At 51.8% G+C, this 18,842-nt stretch carries 16 protein-coding genes and 2 tRNA genes; 13 read left to right on the plus strand and 5 right to left on the minus strand.

Annotated features, from left to right (window positions below):
- The first annotated feature begins 151 nt into the window (after positions 1–151).
- Complete coding sequence (locus IE054_RS04985; RefSeq protein ID WP_229805032.1) at positions 152–1,579, plus strand: sensor domain-containing diguanylate cyclase; 1,428 nt, start codon at positions 152–154, stop codon at positions 1,577–1,579.
- Between the two features lie 20 nt (positions 1,580–1,599).
- On the opposite strand, the gene rsgA is transcribed toward IE054_RS04985, so the two are convergent.
- Positions 1,600–2,637: a small ribosomal subunit biogenesis GTPase RsgA gene (rsgA, locus tag IE054_RS04990; RefSeq protein WP_189403995.1), complete on the minus strand. Its 1,038-nt coding sequence runs from the start codon at positions 2,635–2,637 to the stop codon at positions 1,600–1,602.
- 83 nt (positions 2,638–2,720) lie between these two features.
- Here rsgA and orn point away from each other — a divergent pair, with 83 nt between their 5' ends.
- The 8 genes from orn (at position 2,721) to ilvN (ending at position 8,304) form a co-directional block, all read left to right on the plus strand.
- Complete coding sequence (gene orn / locus IE054_RS04995; protein ID WP_189403997.1) at positions 2,721–3,266, plus strand: oligoribonuclease; 546 nt, start codon at positions 2,721–2,723, stop codon at positions 3,264–3,266.
- Between the two features lie 209 nt (positions 3,267–3,475).
- Positions 3,476–3,551, plus strand: a tRNA-Gly gene (locus IE054_RS05000).
- Between the two features lie 129 nt (positions 3,552–3,680).
- Positions 3,681–3,756: transfer RNA gene (locus IE054_RS05005), tRNA-Gly, on the plus strand.
- A 541-nt stretch (positions 3,757–4,297) separates the two neighbouring features.
- Positions 4,298–4,561 carry a DUF4282 domain-containing protein gene (locus IE054_RS05010; protein WP_189403998.1) on the plus strand — a complete coding sequence of 88 codons (264 nt, stop codon included), beginning with the start codon at positions 4,298–4,300 and terminating at the stop codon, positions 4,559–4,561.
- Between the two features lie 145 nt (positions 4,562–4,706).
- Positions 4,707–5,201 carry a DUF4442 domain-containing protein gene (locus tag IE054_RS05015; protein WP_189404001.1) on the plus strand — a complete coding sequence of 165 codons (495 nt, stop codon included), beginning with the start codon at positions 4,707–4,709 and terminating at the stop codon, positions 5,199–5,201.
- 270 nt (positions 5,202–5,471) lie between these two features.
- Positions 5,472–5,855, plus strand: a complete 384-nt coding sequence (locus IE054_RS05020; protein WP_189404003.1) for a MaoP family protein — start codon at positions 5,472–5,474, stop codon at positions 5,853–5,855.
- A gap of 233 nt (positions 5,856–6,088) precedes the next feature.
- Complete coding sequence (locus IE054_RS05025; protein ID WP_189404005.1) at positions 6,089–7,807, plus strand: acetolactate synthase 3 large subunit; 1,719 nt, start codon at positions 6,089–6,091, stop codon at positions 7,805–7,807.
- Positions 7,807–8,304: an acetolactate synthase small subunit gene (gene ilvN / locus IE054_RS05030; protein WP_189404008.1), complete on the plus strand. Its 498-nt coding sequence runs from the start codon at positions 7,807–7,809 to the stop codon at positions 8,302–8,304. Before IE054_RS05025 ends, ilvN begins: the two co-directional genes overlap by 1 nt.
- A 33-nt stretch (positions 8,305–8,337) precedes the next feature.
- Here ilvN and iadA read toward each other — a convergent pair whose 3' ends face one another.
- From iadA to IE054_RS05045, 3 genes are all read right to left on the minus strand, one after another.
- Positions 8,338–9,507 carry a beta-aspartyl-peptidase gene (gene iadA / locus IE054_RS05035; protein ID WP_189404010.1) on the minus strand — a complete coding sequence of 390 codons (1,170 nt, stop codon included), beginning with the start codon at positions 9,505–9,507 and terminating at the stop codon, positions 8,338–8,340.
- Complete coding sequence (gene yfcC / locus IE054_RS05040) at positions 9,507–10,982, minus strand: putative basic amino acid antiporter YfcC (RefSeq protein ID WP_189404012.1); 1,476 nt, start codon at positions 10,980–10,982, stop codon at positions 9,507–9,509. Before yfcC ends, iadA begins: the two co-directional genes overlap by 1 nt.
- A gap of 171 nt (positions 10,983–11,153) precedes the next feature.
- Positions 11,154–14,108: a TonB-dependent receptor domain-containing protein gene (locus IE054_RS05045; protein ID WP_189404014.1), complete on the minus strand. Its 2,955-nt coding sequence runs from the start codon at positions 14,106–14,108 to the stop codon at positions 11,154–11,156.
- A gap of 507 nt (positions 14,109–14,615) precedes the next feature.
- On the opposite strand from IE054_RS05045, the gene IE054_RS05050 reads away from it, so the two are divergent.
- Entirely contained in the window at positions 14,616–16,235 is a 1,620-nt protein-coding gene (locus IE054_RS05050; RefSeq protein WP_189404015.1) for a cyanophycinase, read from the plus strand.
- Positions 16,236–16,249: 14 nt separating this feature from the next.
- Here the strand turns inward: IE054_RS05050 and IE054_RS05055 are convergent, their stop codons facing one another.
- Positions 16,250–17,230 (minus strand): TonB-dependent receptor, encoded by a 981-nt coding sequence (locus IE054_RS05055; RefSeq protein ID WP_189404017.1) that lies wholly within the window; start codon positions 17,228–17,230, stop codon positions 16,250–16,252.
- 300 nt (positions 17,231–17,530) lie between these two features.
- Here IE054_RS05055 and tatA point away from each other — a divergent pair, with 300 nt between their 5' ends.
- From tatA to tatC, 3 genes are read left to right on the plus strand one after another with little or no spacing between them, the layout of a single operon-like run.
- The gene (gene tatA / locus IE054_RS05060; protein ID WP_189404019.1) at positions 17,531–17,767 is read left to right on the plus strand and encodes a Sec-independent protein translocase subunit TatA; all 237 of its coding nucleotides are present in this window, start codon (positions 17,531–17,533) and stop codon (positions 17,765–17,767) included.
- The gene (gene tatB / locus IE054_RS05065; RefSeq protein WP_189404021.1) at positions 17,767–18,066 is read left to right on the plus strand and encodes a Sec-independent protein translocase protein TatB; all 300 of its coding nucleotides are present in this window, start codon (positions 17,767–17,769) and stop codon (positions 18,064–18,066) included. Before tatA ends, tatB begins: the two co-directional genes overlap by 1 nt.
- Complete coding sequence (tatC, locus tag IE054_RS05070; protein ID WP_189404023.1) at positions 18,067–18,819, plus strand: twin-arginine translocase subunit TatC; 753 nt, start codon at positions 18,067–18,069, stop codon at positions 18,817–18,819.
- Positions 18,820–18,842: the final 23 nt, after the last annotated feature.

Genomic DNA, 18,842 nt, shown 5'->3' on the forward strand with positions numbered 1-18,842 from the left:
CGGTATAAGAGGGCTCACCATAGTTTAAAAGAGTTACGGCCATTGTCCGCGAAACCTGCGTTGCAACCTCGCATTTCAGGACGCGCTGAGTGATGATTGCCTTGTTTGCAGCTTCCCTAAGGAAGCCGTTGCCGGAAAGTTAGTGAAATTTATGAAACTTGATGTTGTAAGCAAGCACTTACTGCTAATTTTTTCGTGGCTGGCATTGTGGCGCCTGGCAGTTTTTATGGAGTATGCGCCGCACGCCAGCATATGGTTTCCGCCAGCCGGACTGACGTTTGCGGCCTATCTGCTGGTGGGTTGGCGGGTGGTTGGGACTATGTTTATCGCCTGCATGCTGTCGACATTCTGGGAACATATGGTGTTTCAGGATCAGCGCACCATTTCAGAGCTACTTACCTCAGGCGCCATCTTTGCCGTTATCCATAACCTTATTTACGGTGTTAGCGCCCATTTACTGCGCGGCGCCATTGAGCAGGTAGATACCTACAACCTTTACCATCTGGTTATGCGGTTTATGATCACTGCCTCGGTATCCAGTTTTTTTATGGCACTGACCGGCATGGTCCTGCTATACGGAGGCTTATCGCTGGCCAGTTTCAAAGAGTCCTGGCTGGGTTGGTGGATAGGTGACATGTCCGGCATTCTGGTGTTAACACCGCTGTTTATCAGTTTTATGAACCGTCTGTACCCTAAACGGGGGTTACTGACTGCGTTGCAGTTCTCGTTGCCGGCCACCCACAGGCGATGGAGTTATGGTGCAAAACTGCTGCTTTGCAGCAGCCTGCTGACTATTGTTGTAATTATGGCGGATCTGTTTAACTCTCCGGAAATTGCCTGTTTCGTGTTTTTCCTGGCCCTGCCGCAGATGTGGATTGTGTATACCGAAACGCCCTACCGCACTGCGCTGAGTCTGGCGTTGTACAGCTTCCTCACCGCAGCGCTGGTTGCGGTTTTTGGGGTAGGAACCCAGGCCTATATTTATCAGTTTGCAATAAACGTTGTGGCCTGTAGTGCCTATTTTGCGATGGGGGTACCGGCTCTGGTTTCAGCTAACCGGATGCTGCACCAGAAAGCGCATATCGACCACCTTACTCAGGCTTATACCCGGCAGCATTTTCTTACGCTTGCTGAACAGCAGATAAAGCAGGCCCGACGTTACGGTCAGGCGACGTCTCTGCTCCTCATCGACGTGGATAAGTTTAAACTGATCAATGATAAATATGGCCACTCTGTCGGTGACCGGGTGCTCGAACGCATTGCGGTAGAAATAAAAAGTGCATTACGCGAGAGTGATATTCTGGGACGATTTGGTGGTGATGAGTTTATGGTAATGCTGCCCCAAACGCAGGAAGATGATGCCTTCGAGGTTGCCGAGCAAATCCGTGAGCGGCTGGCCGGGCTGTCCTTTGTGCAACCTGATCTGAGTGTATCCTGCAGTTTTGGTGTGACAGGGCTGGATGCCAGTCAATCGTTTCAGGACGCGTTTGAAGAAGCTGATAACAGCCTGCTTGCTGCAAAACGAGCGGGTCGCAATGTCACCCTTATGGCCTCTGAAACGCCGTTACGGCAAGCGTGACGGTCTAAGGCTATGTTCGGTTAAAAGGGCTGACTACGACTGGGGCGCTGATCTTCCATGGTGCTTAAGATTTTGTGATAGCTGGCAAAGCGTACTGCACTGATCTCGCCTTTTTCCATAGCATCACGCAGTAGACACCCAGGATCGTCCAGGTGCTTACAATCGCGGAATTTACAGCCGCCAAGGTAATCCCGGAATTCTATGAAGCCCCAGGTAATGCGTTCAGAAGGCAGGTGCCAGAGGGAAAACTCCCGTACGCCCGGCGAGTCAATTAAATCGCCGCCTTGTGGCAGGTGTAACAGCTTCGCCGCGGTGGTGGTATGTTGTCCCAATCCCGAGTTATCAGAGATATCACCGACCTGTTCATCGGCATCGGGCAATACCTGATTCACCAGGCTTGACTTACCTACGCCTGACTGACCGACAAAAATACTCACATTGTCGTTTAAGTACGCGTTTAACTGTTCCAGCCCTTCACCGGTTTTGCAACTGGTAAACAGCACCTGATAGCCCAGCTCCTGATAAATGGCCAGTGCCTGTTCGGTGCTCTGGCGCTCATCAACATCGAGCATCTCAGCTTTATTCAGCACAATCAGAGGTCGAATGCCAATATCCTCACAGGCAACCAGGTAGCGGTCAATAATGTTCAGCGACAGCGCCGGTTTGACAGAACTGACGATAATGATTTGATCGATATTCGCGGCAATGGGTTTAACGCCGTCATAAAAGTCAGGGCGTGTGAGCTCCGACTGCCGGTCTTTTACCAGTTCAATGACACCGCTGACGCCACGGTCCCGCTCGGCGTCTTCGCCGGGACTAAACAATACGTTGTCACCGCATACGACGGAGTTGATCGTACGTCTGATATGACAGCGGGAAACAGTGCCTGACTGGTCCTCTACATCGGCATGTTTACCAAAGCGTCCGATCACTTTGCCAGATATCAGGCTGGCTTCATCAAGAGGACTATCAGCATCCCCCTTTTGCCGCAGTCGCTTATTGCGGTTTGCTGCAACCTGACGCCTCTGACGGTGCGTGAGTTTTGGTTTTTTGGCCACAATTTCTCGCAGATTTCACGTATACTGGCGTTCAATGATACCGTTTGTATGGCACTAGTGCCATGATTTAACGAGGAAAGTGAATGGCTAAAAATAATACCAATCTGGTTTGGATCGATATGGAAATGACCGGCCTTGATCCGGAAACCTGTGTAGTAATGGAGATTGCCACAATCGTCACAGATGCACAGCTCAATGTACTGGCAGAAGGCCCGGTGATTGCTGTACATCAGCCAGACAGTATTCTGGACAATATGGATGAATGGTGCACCCGGGTTCACGGTGAAAGCGGGCTTACCCAACGCTGCCGTGAAAGTAATGTGAATGAAGCGCAGGCCGCACAACAGACGATGGCGTTTCTTCAGGACTATATCGACCCCGGAAAGTCCCCGCTGTGCGGGAATACGATCGGTCAGGATCGTCGCTTCATGGTTAAGTACATGCCAGAGCTGGAGGCCTTTTTTCACTACCGTAATGTTGATGTCAGTACCATTAAAGAGCTGGTTAAGCGCTGGAAACCAGAGGTGCTGGACGGGTTTACCAAAAAAGGCGTGCACCTGGCGCTGGACGACATTCGCGAGTCCATCGAAGAAATGCGTTTTTATCGTGAGAAAGTGTTCACGATTTAGTCGTTTATGCACGGATACGTAAAAAAACTGCAATTAACGGTTGCGTGAGCGCCGTTTTTTTGTAAAATGCGCACCACTTCAAACGAAGTGCTTTTTTGTGCGGGAATAGCTCAGCTGGTAGTGCACATACCTGGTCACCACGTGATTGCCATTTTGGCAAGGTTGATAACAGGTAACACAACCACCGAGGCCGCAAGTTAAAAATGAGTGCGGGAATAGCTCAGCTGGTAGAGCACAACCTTGCCAAGGTTGGGGTCGCGAGTTCGAATCTCGTTTCCCGCTCCAATTAAAGCATAATGACAAAGTAGTCATTATTGCGTGCGAGAAATCGCTCCCCCAAGGGGGCGCGACCGGTTCCCGGCGAGTTAGCAAATCTCGTTTCCCGCTCCAAAAATCTTCAGAAATACCTTCTATGCGGGAATAGCTCAGCTGGTAGAGCACAACCTTGCCAAGGTTGGGGTCGCGAGTTCGAATCTCGTTTCCCGCTCCAATATCTTCAGAAAAATACCTTCTATGCTGGAATAGCTCAGCTGGTAGTGCACATACCTGGTCAGCACGTGATTGCCAAGGTTGGGGTCGCGACCGGTTCCCGGCGAGTTAGCGAATCTCGTTTCCCGCTCCAATATCTTCAGAAAAATACCTTCTATGCTGGAATAGCTCAGCTGGTAGTGCACATACCTGGTCACCACGTGATTGCCAAGGTTGGGGTCGCGACCGGTTCCCGGCGATTGTTTCTCAACGAGTTAACAAATCTCGTTTCCTGCTCCAATATCTTCAGAAACACCTCAATCCGATTAGTCAAGCGTCTGTCATGACAAATGTGTCTTCACCGTGTGATGTTAAACGAACGGTGAAGGCGGCTGCGTACGGTCGATAGCGACGTATTTTTTTAAGCCTTTTATAAGACGTACTTTTCATGTATATTTTTTTAGAGATATAAGGAAAGTTAAATTATTTCAGTCAATTAGACTGGTTAACCTCGGCTTTGCACGTCTATTTCAAGTGCCAAGCAAACAATAAGGACGTTGAATATGAAAAGTTTGTTTTTCTTCGAAAGCATGATCACGCCTAAAGTGATTACCTTTATTTACTGGCTGCTGTTACTGGTCGCTGTGATAAGTGGTGTGGCATCAATGTTTGCCGGGTACGGCGGAATATCCTTTACCTCATTTTTGTTAGGGATACTTTATATCGCAGGCGGGGCACTTGGTGCCAGATTATGGTGCGAGCTGGTTATTGTGCTGTTTAAGATAAATAGTAACCTGTCAAAAATGGCACAGGCCTCTGACGAGTAGACTTATTCACACCTTCCCTGGCTAAACTGGGGCGACTGCGCCCCCAGTTTAGCTATCAATTCACTTCTCCACGCACTGAAAAGCTTGCATGTAAGAATAAGTCGGTCTAGGCTGACTGGTCAAACCAGATGCAGTGAGAGATCTTATGCCGGCCAGTAACCCTCTACGTAAATTTGCAGAAAAGGCTAACCGTTATCCTTCATGGTTAAGCAGTCGTCTGCTGACTTTTGCATTTCGCTCCAAAGTGAAGCTAACCAATACCGTAAAACTGGATATCCTGCATACGGATCTGAAGTCAGTCACCTTTCGGCAAAAAAACTATAAGAAGGTACAGAATCACATTGGCAGCGTGCATGCCGCAGGCATGGCGTTACTTGCTGAGTCGTCCACCGGATTTGTTGTTGGCGTAAATTTGCCAGGCGATAAATTACCGCTGATTAAAGAAATGAACTTAAAGTATGTAAAGCGTGCTCAGGGCGATATGCAGGCGGTGGCCGAGCTTACAGACGAACAAATTCAGCAAATGCAGACGCAGGATAAAGGGGAAGTCACCGTAAAGGTTACTGTCACAGATGTTCAGAATATAGAGCCGGTGATATGTGAAATGGTGTGGGCGTGGGTCCCAAAACAACGTAAATAACCTGCAGTTGCGGTCTTATCTTTACGTTAGACAATGTGCGTGGGAGGCTAATCACCGGAATATTCACCTTCACCGGCCATGAATAATCATAGAACATAGCACAATTATCTGGTGCTGAATCCGGCTGTCATATCTGCCCAGCGTTGTGTGACATTTCCATGAAACTGTTGCTGTCTCGTTGACAGATCAATGCTTCTTTTCTAAAACAGATGTAACAGACACCGGTACGGGTACGCAGTGTACCGAAGCACATCAATTGAGGATCGGCTCATGGCCAGAATATGCCGTGAAACACTTCTTAAGCGTTTGTTCTCTGACAAAAAACATTACCCGTACGGATTTTCCCGTTCTGGAGATTTCTCGATCCGCGAAAGTCAGCTTTTACAGCAGTACGGCACAGTGATGGATGCCATACAACGCGGTGATCTTGAGCCGTCAACTCAGGAGGAACGCAACTGTCTGAAGGTTGTCGCAGGCGAACGTGATCCGCAAACCCCGCTTGAGAAAACCTGGATGAAGTATCAGACACGCATCCACCGCCCCAAAATGGCCAGTATTTATGGGTCGAAGCCAGTGATGCGGGGAGATGTTGCAAACGAAGCGAATGATGACGACCTGAATACATCTCTTGACGGTATGGTGCTGCCTGAGTAGCGGTGGAAATGTAAATGCAATGTAAACTTGATCCTCATTTTAGCTGTGAATTTCATTTGAGGTGAAAGGAATATCCTAATATTTCATTTATATGGGATATATGTCTCACTTTTCTGGATTTTCGTGTTTTATCTTCCTATTTCCTTCGATATAGTCCGGCTATGGCTAAGAGAGGGCATTTTGCCCTTTTCTGGCAATTGCTGGTAATACCGTTTCGTGACAGGAGATAGGCCGTGAAGATGATGTCAGGCGCAGCCATGGTGGTAGAGGCGCTAAAAGATGTAGGAGTGACACATGTGTTCGGTTACCCGGGTGGGGCCGTACTTGATATTTACGATGCGCTTTTTGCGCAGGATGATGTCAAACATGTGCTCGTACGTCATGAACAGGCCGCCGCACATATGGCAGATGGGTACGCACGCTCGACGGGAAAAACCGGCACCGTACTGGTTACCTCAGGTCCTGGGGCAACCAATACGATTACCGGCATCGCCACCGCGTATATGGATTCAATTCCTATGGTGGTGCTGTCCGGTCAGGTACCGTCGATGCATATTGGTGAAGATGCGTTTCAGGAAACCGATATGGTGGGTTGCTCGCGGCCCATTGTAAAACACAGTTTTCTGGTCAAACGGGCCGTGGATATTCCGGATGCCATTGCCAAAGCCTACTATATTGCCAATTCAGGCCGGCCCGGCCCGGTGGTGGTCGACTTGCCCAAGGACATTGTCAATGTGCAGGAGGAGCACCCTTATGTGTTCCCCACCGATGTGAGTCTGCGTTCATATAACCCTACCGAGCGTGGACATCCGCGCCAGATTAAAAAAGCCGTGGATGCGCTGATGAAAGCCGAACGCCCGGTGTTATATGTTGGCGGTGGCGCGATTGCCAGTGATGCCTCTGCACAGGTACTGGAAATGGCCGAAAAGCTGTCAGCCCCGGTCACCTGCACACTAATGGGGCTGGGCGCGATTTCCGGTACTCATCCGCAGTTTGTGGGAATGCTGGGCATGCACGGTACCCTGGAAGCCAACAAAACCATGCATAATTCAGATTGTATTCTGGCATTAGGCGCGCGGTTTGATGACAGGGTGACCAATAACGTCGATAAATTCTGTCCGCATGCCGACATTATTCATGTGGATATCGATCCGGCATCGATTTCTAAAACGGTGAATGCGCATATTCCGGTGGTTGGCATGGTCGACAAAGTGCTGGATCAGATCCTTGAGCAACTGGTGAACAAGGATTTGAGTGCGCAGCCGGACAAGCTCAAAGACTGGTGGCAGCAAATCAGTCAGTGGCGGGACAAAAAGTGTCTGACCTACGAGCAGGGTGACACCGAGATTAAACCGCAACGGGTGATTGAGTCGCTGTATAAACACACCAATGGCGATGCCTATATCAGCTCTGATGTGGGGCAGCACCAGATGTTTGCTGCACTGTATTATCCGTATAAAAAGCCGCGTCAATGGATCAATTCGGGCGGCCTGGGCACCATGGGCTTTGGCTTACCCGCCGCGATGGGCGTGCAGGTTGCGCATCCAGGCGCAACGTCAGTAGTGGTTACCGGCGATGGTAGTATTCAGATGAATATTCAGGAGCTGTCGACCTGCCTGCAATATAATCTGCCGGTCAAAATCATCTCACTGAATAACCGTGCGCTGGGTATGGTACGCCAGTGGCAGGACATGATTTATAAAGGCCGCCATTCACACTCTTACATGGACTCCATGCCTGACTTCGTCAAACTGGCGGAAGCGTATGGCCACATTGGCATTAAAGTGAATAAGCCGGATGAGCTGGATGACGCAATGGCCGAATGCTTTAGTCACAAGGACCGGCTGGTATTTATGGATATTGCCATTGATCAGAATGAACATGTTTACCCCATGCAGATAAAGTTTGGTGCTATGGATGACATGCGCCTGAGTAAAACGGAGCGAACCTGATGAAGCGTATTATTTCAGTGTTGATGGAAAACGCCCCTGGCGCCTTGTCCCGCATTGTCGGTGTCTTCTCGCAGCGTGGCTATAACGTCGATTCGTTGTGTGTGGCACCTACCGATGACCCCAGCTTGTCGCGACTGACCATTATTACGCACGGTGACGACAAGGTTATTGAGCAGATCACCAAACAGGTCAATAAGCTGATTGATGTGCTTAAAATTGTCGATTTGACGGAAAACGCCCACATCGAACGTGAACTTATGCTGATCAAGGTTGCCACCCGCAGCGAAGCAGTACGCGCCGAAGTGAAGCGTAATACCGATATTTTCCGTGCCCGGATAGTGGACGTGCACGCCAACAATTACACCATCGAAATTACCGGCACGACCGATAAACTGGATGCGTTTGCCGACACCGTCGGACAATGTGCCGAAATCATCGAGTCATCACGCACCGGTGTGTGTGGTCTGGCGCGGGGCGAACGGGCACTGCGACCCTGAGTGCGCCGGCCCGCCTTAGGGCGGGCCATAGGCTCAGGCCTCGAACGTCCCTTTAACGCGAGCTTGCTGGTTGTCTACCATTTGCACGCCATTGGCGAAAACGTGCTGAATATCGCGCGTCGCTGGATCGATAAGCACAATGTCAGCATCTGCATTCGGCTGTAACCGGCCTTTATTGTGCAGGCCCAGTATATCGGCAGGAGACAGGGTGACACTGGCAATGGCATCGGAGAGCGACACGTCGCGTATCGCGGCCAGATCACGGAACGACTGATAAAGGCTGCCCACTTTTCCAACTTCCAGCCCGGTCAGGCGCCCGTTGTTGTCAAACACCGGCAGGCTGGCGTTGCCGTCAGAGCTCATGGTCAGCTGGTGAACATCAACACCCTGACCTAAAAACCAGGCAATAGACTCTGCAGCCGGAATTTCCCCTTCCGCAATAAATTGCGCATTGGTGCTGGTTGTCACATCAATTCTGCCACCGCGTTCGCACCAGCGCTTGCCGGCTTCCATCAGCGACTGACTGCGGTTGATGTGGGTGGGATAAAACTGGCTGGCCGGGATATCAGAGCTGTCTGTTACCTCGTGAAGCAGCGACAGCTGATAGGGACTTTCACCGGTATGAATACTTACAATACCGCCTTTTCCGGACAGCATGCCGCCAACCCGGGCTTGTGAGGCAATGCGCGCCAGTTCGCTGGCACTGAGTTGTGAAGAGCGGTGGTCAGCGATGGCTACTTCGCCCACCCCAATCACCGGGCCAGTGAGCATAATATCATCGGTGATATCACCGGTGACGGTGCGCACCGGGTAGTGGTAAGAGCCCGTGTAGCAGTAAGCCGATATGCCCTCATTTCTAAGCCCATAGGCTTTGGCAATCAGTTCGGGCAACGTGCGGGTGGTGGCATCGGTACCCAGCGCACCAATTACGGTTGTTACACCGTGCAGGGTGGCATCGGTCAGGTTCATTTCCGGAGTGCGGGTGTGAAAGCCTCCTTCGCCTCCGCCCCCGGTAATATGAACCAGCGAGTCAACCAGACCTGGCATGGCGATCATGCCATTTCCATCGAGCCGGGTAATGTGTTCGCCGGACAAGGTAATGCCTGGCTCAATAGCCATAATACGGTTGCCGGCAATAAGAATGTCGCAGACGCCCAGTGCCCTGGGCGCATACACATCGACATTGGTAATCAGTGTGATCATTAAGAGAACCCTGTGATAACAGCAAGAAAAATGGATGCGCAGGCTAGCGCAAATAAGAGTAATACCAGCTTCCAGACAAATCTCGCCCAGACTGTCCAGTCCAGACGGGCAACGCCCAGACAGCCAATCAGCGAGGCCGAGGTAGGAATGATCAGGTTGGTCAGTCCATCACCCAGCTGGAAGGCCAGTACCGACACCTGTCGGCTGACCCCGACTAAGTCAGACAGCGGTGCCATTAATGGCATGGTGATCGCCGCCTGACCCGAGCCAGAGGCGACAAAAAAGTTAAACACTCCCTGAAATGTCAGCATCAGTAGCGCACTTACGACTGTACTGGTTTCCGCAAGTGCTTCACTGGTATAGAAAAGCAGCGTATTAAGCACCGACGGCGAAGTTACATCATCGCCGCCAAGTACCAGCACAATACCTTTTGCCATCCCCACGATCAGTGCGGCGGGCAGCAGGTCGCGAGCCCCTTCCACAAACGCCTGACTAATACCGTTTAGCCGCATGCGTCCGCCAATAAAAGCAATGAGTCCGGCCCCCAGTCCCATAGCGAAAAACTGCGTTGCAATCTGGGGAATGTAGTAGGCATGCACAATCACACCCCAAATCACCCAGATTATCGCGGCCATAAACCATAGCAGGATACAGATATCCGTACGTCCAAAGGAGTCGGTGGTGGATTGCTGATGCTTATGGTGCCTCTGATCGGTCTCCCGGCATGGCGATAGCGCCGGATCTGCTTTGATTCGCCGGGCGTAGAGCAGGGTAAACATCAGGCCGGTGACAGTAAACACTGCCCACATGGCGATTCTGAAGCCCTGACCGGACATCAGGGGCACCCCGGCGATGCCCTGGGCAATGGCGACCGAGAAGGGGTTCATCCAGCTGGTGGCAAAGCCAATCTGGGTTGCCACGTAGGTAATCAGCACAGCCGTTATACTGTCGTAGCCCAGCGCGACGATAAGCGGTACCAGCACAATACAAAAGGCAATGGCTTCCTCGCCCATACCGAAGATGGCACCGCCCAGTGAAAACAGCACAAACATTACTGGCAGCACGGCCGTGCCCGCGTGTTGGGTGCGGTTGATTAGCGCAAGAATACCATTATGAATCGCCCCGGTTTTCATTACGATGCCAAAGGCACCGCCCACAATCAGGATAAAGGCGACCACGCCCACCGCAGAGCCGTAGCGATCGCCCGACACCAGACCATCAAAGGCATAATTCAGCAATCCGGTTTGCTCTGCCGAGTCGCTGAACAGCGTGGCTCCGGCCGGGCTGTCGGCCGCATAATGAAAGCTGCTGGCATCTACCACTTCCCGGGCTTCTCCGGCACTGGTGGTCACCTGTTCGGTGGTAAACGCGCCGGGCCGGACAAATAGCGTCAGCAGACCGGCAGCGACAATCACAAAAAACAGGATCACAAAGGCATCCGGCATCCGCTGCTCTTTTTTTACAGCATCATGCATAGTCAGACTCCGAGTTGAAAAAAGGCGGCCCGGCAGGGCCACCATAGCTTACAGCCAGGCACCTGGTCTGGGCTGGCATTATTTAACTTATCCCGTCAGGCCTGCAAACAACCGCCTGGACCAGGCACCGGACTGTGTGCGTGAGCGGCGATAGACGTGTTTGCACCTTCTCTAGTCAAAGTAGTAGCTTAGCGAGAGGGTGTACATGGTGCCATAGGGATCATGATTATATGCATCAAAGCCCCGGGCCGAGCCGTACGCAACAGGCGCATCACGGTCGAACAGGTTGTCGATGGTCAGGCGCACGTCGGCATTCTCAAAGTAATAGCCCGCACTGAAGCTCACCGTGGTCCAGCTGCTGATATCGCGTTCGCCGTTTTCATCCAGCGCGCCAAGGGCTTCCAGCTCATCGATTTCACGGCCACGCAAGCGGATCGTTTCATCTTTGTAGCTGTCGGTATAATAAATATACGCGCCGGCGTACCAGTCTTCGGTGGTCCAGAAAATCTCCGCCGTGGCAATGGTTTCCGGATAACGGAACTGACCGGCCAGCGACTCAATTTCGTCAGAGCCGGGCTTATTGCGGTCATAGGTCAGGTAATGGGTACCAGACAGACCCAGCTCCAGGTCACCCTGATCAAACACAATGTCGTGGGTCAGACTAAGGTCAATCCCTTCCAGCTCCTGCGTACCGGTATTTTCAAGCTGCAATACGTGGTCGCGGAACAGAGGCAGCTCCGCGTAACGCGGATTCTCAAATTCTACCCAGTTTGCGAGGATCTGGTTTAGATTTGCGCCGTCTTCTTCAATGGTCAGGCCGTTGTTGTCGGTGACCAGACACAGTCTTTCCTCGTAGGAAATACCGGTTTCGCCCTGGGGAACCAGCCCACAGTGACGCAACGATGCGTCGTTGATGGCACGCGCCAGCACCCCGGTCATGTTGGTATCGACAATTTCCTCGTGGTCAAACTGCCAGTAATCAATGGTCAGGTGTGTGTATTTGGTCGGGCTGTACGCCAGTCCAAGACTGTAGGACTCAGACTCCTCTGCTTCAAGACGCGGGTTTCCAAGCTCCAGTACGTTGTTGCCACGTACCGCGCCTTCCCCCTCGCAGTAGAGATCCGAGACCGCCTGATTGGCTGAGCAGTCGAAAGAGGCGCGGGTAGTACGAAGGTCAACACCCGCCTGCGTCAGTGACGGCGCACGGAACGCAGTAGACCAGGAACCACGCAGAATAAGATTATCTGTAGGGCGGTAGGTCACGCCCACTTTGGGGTTAAAGGTACTGCCGAAATCATCGTAGTCATCGAAACGACCGGCCAGGCTCACATCCACCTGTTCGGTCAGCGGAATATGAAATTCGGTAAAGACCCCGAACTGACGACGGTCAGCCGACGATTTACTGGAACCAAAACCATAGACATCGACCAGGTACCCATTTTCCGGCCGCGCCTGCGCCTCAAGCGACGGATCATCAGTAATTTCTTCGTGACGAAGCTCTACCCCTGCCGCCATGCGGATAAAGTCGCCGCCAAACTCCATCAGTGAGCCATTCACTTTAAAGTCCACACCCATTACTTCGCTGGTGCCATCCCGTGTTGGGCGGGACTGGGTGAGAGCCAGAATCTCCTGGTTAGCCGCATCATCCACCGCAAACGGGTTATAGCTGGGCAGCAGTGTACCGGTTGCACAACTTAAGTTATCGGTGCCCGCGTTATAACTGGCAAAGCTGCCATCACTGCACAGCTCACCAAAAACGGCAGCACTGTAGCGGTAACGGTTATAAATACCGGCTACTGCTTCCTGTTCGGACTCAGAACGGGAATAGGTCACACCACCTTCCCAGTCCCACTCGCCCCAGCTGCCACTTAGCGATGACACCAGGCGGACAGCGGTGGTATCGACCTCGACCGTACGAGGCGATTCAAAGCGGGCATCATAGCGAAAGCCTTCCAGTTCGCGGCCTAAGTAAGTATCAAAAAATTCAGAATAAATCCCGTCAAGCAGTGCATTGCGGGTGGCATCCGGGAATACGTCCAGCGCATCAAGGGCAACCCACGGGCCTTCCTCATCATTGATTTGATTTATCGGTGCCGGCGTTGAATAGGACGTGGATGAAGAATGCGAGGCCAGAATGTCGGTTTTCCAGACCATATCATCAATATCGCGGGTAAAGGTCAGGCCGCCGGAAAAAGTTTCCAGTGGTGTTTCGAAGAAGTCATCCTGATTGCCGTAGTAGGCACAGATATCTTCGTCCAGCTCCGTGGAAACCAGTTCGGTTTCGCAATTTGGTGCGCCAATTTCATAAAAGTCCTGCGTGGACAGGTAATAAATATTGGGCGTAGGCTTGGGCAGATAAGAATACCCGCTTTGTAAAATGGGGTCGCGGGTGGCCGCAAAGTCTGTGGCCCGAATCGATTTACGATCATAGTAATCGGCAAACAGGGTCAGGTTGCCATCGGCGACCTGCGTCCCCCACAGTGCCTGCAGGTTGATGGCGCCATGATCGTCATCATCCACGGTGTTTTCGTAACTCGCGTTAAGCTCCAGGCCTTCGTAATCATCCTTGAGAATATAGTTGATGACCCCGGCAACCGCGTCAGCGCCGTAGATGGCAGACGCTCCTGTAGCCAGTATTTCTACGCGTTTGATGGCAGAGGCCGGTATGCTGTTAATATCAACAAAGTTCTCGGTGCCCGCGGCAAAGGAACTGGCGGCAATACGCCGGCCATTCACCAGTGTCAGGGTAGCCGACGGGCCAATGCCCCGCAGCGACGCAGCGGCCTGCCCTGGTGGTGTGGAGGTCGAGGTTGCGCCACTTTGCGTGGTATCAAAGGTGCCGACCCCACCGCGGGTCTGACTGACCGTGCGCATCAGTTCCGAAATCGTATTGGCCCCGGTTTTGGCGATATCTTCTTCGTCCAGCACGGTGAGCGGTTGTGACCCTTCAAGGTCGACACCGCGAATATTGGAGCCCGTTACCTGGATCCGCTCTACCATGTCGTCGCTGGTTTGTGACGCAGGCTCTGCCTGTTGCGCAACGACAGCCGGTGACAAGACCACTGCCGAGGCGGCAGCAATACGCATGGCGCTGCCTACCGCAGCACTTAATACCGATAGTTTCATATGGTTTTCCCCCATCACACGGACGGTCTTGTGCCGTCTTCAGTGCGATATTCAACACAAATTGTAAAAATTATTTTGAGATTGGTACTACTAAGATTGCTGCGACACGGGCAGCAGAGACCGACCTGGCGGACCCAGGTGGTATAGGTGAGCTATTCGTCGAACCACTCCGACAAATAGTAATTCTGGTAACGATACGTGCCGAGATTGGCCGCTTTCTTAAACATGAATTACTTTACCTTTAAATTGCTGATTTATGCAGTTTTGCATGATCAGTGAAAAGTCACCGTACGCGATGTTTCGGTTGACTTCAATAATTTGTTAACACTAGTGTAAAAAAAAGTCAATCGAATTATTAAAGCCTGTCAGGAGGTTTCCTTGCTCCCCAATGTGTTGTTCTTGCGTGTTCGTCGAGGTAAACAGCTGCGCGTTTCATTGTCGGCGTTTTCCCTTATTTTATCTTTATTTTTCGTGTCATTCCCTGCTTTTTCGAAGGATTTTGATTTAATGCTGGTAGGCGGTTCCCTGCAAACCTGCTCCAGTTTTTTTCCGGATAATTGCGATAAACAAACGCAGTTTTCTGAAGCAAAAATGCAAAATAAATACAGAATTTCTGAGCAGGCTTACCAGCGTCTTGTGAAAAATAGCGCGCACTTTGTCCAGGAATTAAAAATTTTCGATGCGCTGAAAGCGAATAAATATTCAGAAAGCGCGTTTAATGAAACAGATCGCCAAGGCTTCTTTTCCCAGCTTGAATCGTTAGGTATAAGCAATAAAACGATCCAGCATCTGCCTGATGAACACTACTACGCACTGCTCGACAGCCATGAAGTGTATCAGACCAGTGCACAGGGCGAGCGACTCAAAGAGCAGGTGAGCCTGATGCACACCGAAAATGTTCACAGTAAAGCCATTTATCAGGCGTTTGTCGATGAGGCCGCGCAGCGCGCTGGCGGAAAAACGCCGCACATTCTGGTGGTTACTGCCTCCTCCCGTGACCCTTTTGCAGTGGTGGACTTTTACACCTCGGTGTTTACTCAGGCGGGCGCCAGAGTCGACTGGTTGCCAGTCAGCGCCGCATTCGTTGAAGCCCGTCAGGACGGACAGTGTAATGAACTTGCCACTTACAGAGCCAGACACCACCTCTACGACAGAGCCAGGGTGTATCCGGTACTCAGCGACTATCAGCAGCAGCTTTGTGCGTCTCCCGAAAAGCTACGGGACCTAATTGCCACGGCGGACGGGATTTTCTTCAATGGTGGCGATCAGAGTAAGACGCTGGCGTCACTGATTGACAGCGAAGGGCGCGAGACAGATGTACTTCGTACCATGCGTGCCCGTGTCAGCGCGGGAAAGCTGATTGTAGGTGGCACCAGTGCTGGCACGGCGGTACAGGCAGGCGGCACACAGGCAGGTATTCCGGTGCCAATGCTCACCAGTGGCGATCCAGCGACGGTCATGCATGACGGTGTTTTCTTTAACACTGCCCCATCAGTGCGCTGTGCGCAGGGTGAGTCATGTACCTCTACCGTGCCCGCGGGTGCCGTCACACTGCGAAGTGAAGGTGGTACCGGGCTGTTTCATCAGGGCTTACTGGATACCCACTTCTCCGAGCGCGACCGTGAGACCAGGCTGATCATGGCCACTGCACTGAGCCGGCAGACCCTTGGCTTTGGTGTTGATGAAACCACAGCGCTACTGGTCAATACACAAGGCGCAACGAGTACCTTTGATGTCATGGGCGAAGGCGGCGTATTTGTGGCCGATATGACCGACGGTCAGCTGGTGCGTGACTGGACAGATGGTGTCGTGCGCCATACCGTAGGTGGCAGGGCGCACTACTGGACAGCCGGTACCCAGGCGACGTATTCAGAGCGGTCATGGCAGGTAAGCCTGCCGGGTAAGCCGGTAACCGGCCGCGTTGTGGCCTCAGGCGCGCAAAGGGACGGCGTGTGGCGCAGCCAGATCACTGGACACTGTGGTGCGCGGGATGCCATTAACTGGGCGCAGTTTGGCAATCATTACAGCGTCAAAGCCGCCGCAGACACGGTATTTGCAAAATCAGAGGCTGGCCATTGCGGGTATCAGTCACTGCCTTTTGCTGTCAGTGGTCCGGTAACTGATTAAAAGCCAAAGAAAATTCAGGAGCGCTTGCCATAGTAAGCTTCTACGCGCAGCGCAACGCCATAGGACGGCGAAAACGACTCGTCGCGCAGCCACAGCACAAAGGGCTCGACTTCAAAAAACAGCCACTCGCGGTACCGGTTTGCGCGCCAGCGCAGACCGGTGTAAACCTCCTCGACGCGATAACTGGGCTGACTCAGGCCCTCAACCAGCGTGTGGAACAGCAGTGCATTTTTCTCGTCGATTGGATGCAGCCACTGTACGTCGTGACGCCACAGCCAGTCATTGCTGTCGTCCCGAAAATAAAAGCGGTTATTCAGGCGCACCACATTTTCGGTATCACTGACATGCTGTACAGACAGGCCCAGCTCTGCTCCCAGCCGGTCACGGGTGTAGTAATACAGCTCGGTGTCATAGCGCACGGCCCAGTGGCGGGAAAGGGCACTGGCATCCTGAAACTGTGTTTTGACATAAAGTTGATCACGTCGCCCGGCCCCCACGCGGTATGAAAGCCGCGAATCCTGATCAGGCCTGAACCGTAATGCCAGCGTGGTGCTTTCACGTTGCCGCATTGAATTGTCGCGAGCTGCACGGATAGTATTATCCTGCGACTCATCCTCGTTATCACTCAGCAATAAGTCCACACGGTTTTCCAGAGCAGGCAACTGTACCCGGATACGAAATCGAAGATCGGTTTGTGCAATATCCCGGGTACGTGGCTCCCAGGCCAGCTGAATACGTCCCTCAGCGCGTGCATTTTTATAGGCGGTACTGCCGTCTGCAGCAAAAAAGCTGTCTAGCTGCCGGACGGTATAATCCATGGATTCAGTGAAGCCATCCTGCCATGTATCAAGCCAGTGTGAACGTTCACTTTGCGGATTGTCGCTGGTGGTGTGTTGTGGCGGCGGAATCAGCGGGGCAGCCTCAATGCCGGACACAGCAGCGACTTCATCGGCCATAGCCAACGTACTGCAGACCACTAACCAGTAGCACGCCATGACCAGTACTCCTTACCTAAAACGACAACTGCCTCTGCTGCATACTGTCTTTTTATGTTGAAAATGACCTGACGACGGTACAGGCTCATGATACAAGCATGCAACTGGCGCTGGCAGAGGTCAACTTATTACTCATCCTGGAGGGAGGCGCAGCTGCTTTTCGATACCCTGCAATCTGGACTGGTTATGGAAAACAGGGCGTTTGCCAGCAATGCAGACGACACAATCTTTGCAAATAATCTGGTGAAAGCTTAGCCCTGCAATGGCATACTGGACGCTCGCAATGCAAGGAGAAGTAAGATGGGCATTAGTATGTGGCAACTGCTGATTATTCTGGTCATAGTGGTTCTGCTGTTTGGTACCAAACGCCTTAAAAATATTGGCTCGGATCTCGGTGGTGCAATTAAAGGGTTTAAAAGTGCGGTAACCGACGATAAAGACGCCGACTTTGATGGCGACAAAAAAGTCGAAGAAAAGCAGCAGGCCGATGCCGCTGATTCGCAGCAGACAACGGCGAAAACAAAAGAAAAATCCTGATGTTCGACATTGGCTTTTGGGAAATTCTGGTCATTGGTGTGCTGGCCTTGTTAATACTGGGGCCGGAACGCCTGCCTGGTGCCATGCGATCTACCTTTTATACCATACGCAGCGTGCGCAATGCGGCGTCTGGTTTTAAGCAGGAGGTTGAACACCAGCTTCGTGTCCATGAGCTGCATGAAAACTTAAAAAAAGCGGAACAGAAGGGCCTCAATGATATGTCTCCCGAGCTGAAAAAAAGTGTGGATGAGCTCAAAGATGCCGCTGAGTCGGTCAGAGAACCTTATAAAAAGAAATAGATGTCAGACGAAAACAGTTTACTGTCCCACCTTATAGAACTGCGATCCCGAATTCTCAAAGCACTGGCTAGTGTGCTGCTGGTGTTTCTGGCGCTGGCGTATTTTAGTCAGGATCTTTATCAGTGGCTGGCGACGCCGCTGCTGCAGGCGTTGCCGGAAGCAAGCTCGATGATCGCAACCGATGTGGCCTCGCCGTTTTTTGCACCGTTTAAATTGACCCTGGTATTGTCGTTTTTTATTGCCATTCCCTATGTGCTGTATCAGGTTTGGGCATTTGTGGCGCCGGGGTTGTATCGCAATGAAAAAAAACTGATTGCACCTCTGTTGTTATCGAGTACGCTGCTTTTTTACGCCGGTATCGCTTTTGCGTATTATGTGGTCTTTCCGCTGGCCTTCGCGTTTTTTACCAGCGTTGCGCCGCAAGGCGTCACGGTTAGTACGGACATTTCCAGTTATCTCAATTTTGTATTGAAACTCTTTTTCGCGTTTGGCGTCTCATTTGAAATCCCAATCGCGATTATTTTAATGTGCTGGACTGGGGTAACGGATGCCAAATCACTACGTGCGAAGCGTCCTTATGTGATCGTAGGGGTGTTCGTGATTGGAATGCTGCTGACGCCGCCGGATGTTATTTCGCAAACGCTGCTGGCATTACCGATGTGGCTGCTATTTGAAGTCGGGGTACTGATTGGTGGTCTTTATGCAGCGAAACGTGACGATGAGGCCGATAATACGTCGCACGTCGATCCCTAATTTAGCAAGCTCATTAGCTGAAG

Origin of the sequence: Alteromonas halophila (genome assembly GCF_014651815.1) — a bacterium.
In the GTDB taxonomy this organism is placed as follows: domain Bacteria; phylum Pseudomonadota; class Gammaproteobacteria; order Enterobacterales; family Alteromonadaceae; genus Alteromonas; species Alteromonas halophila.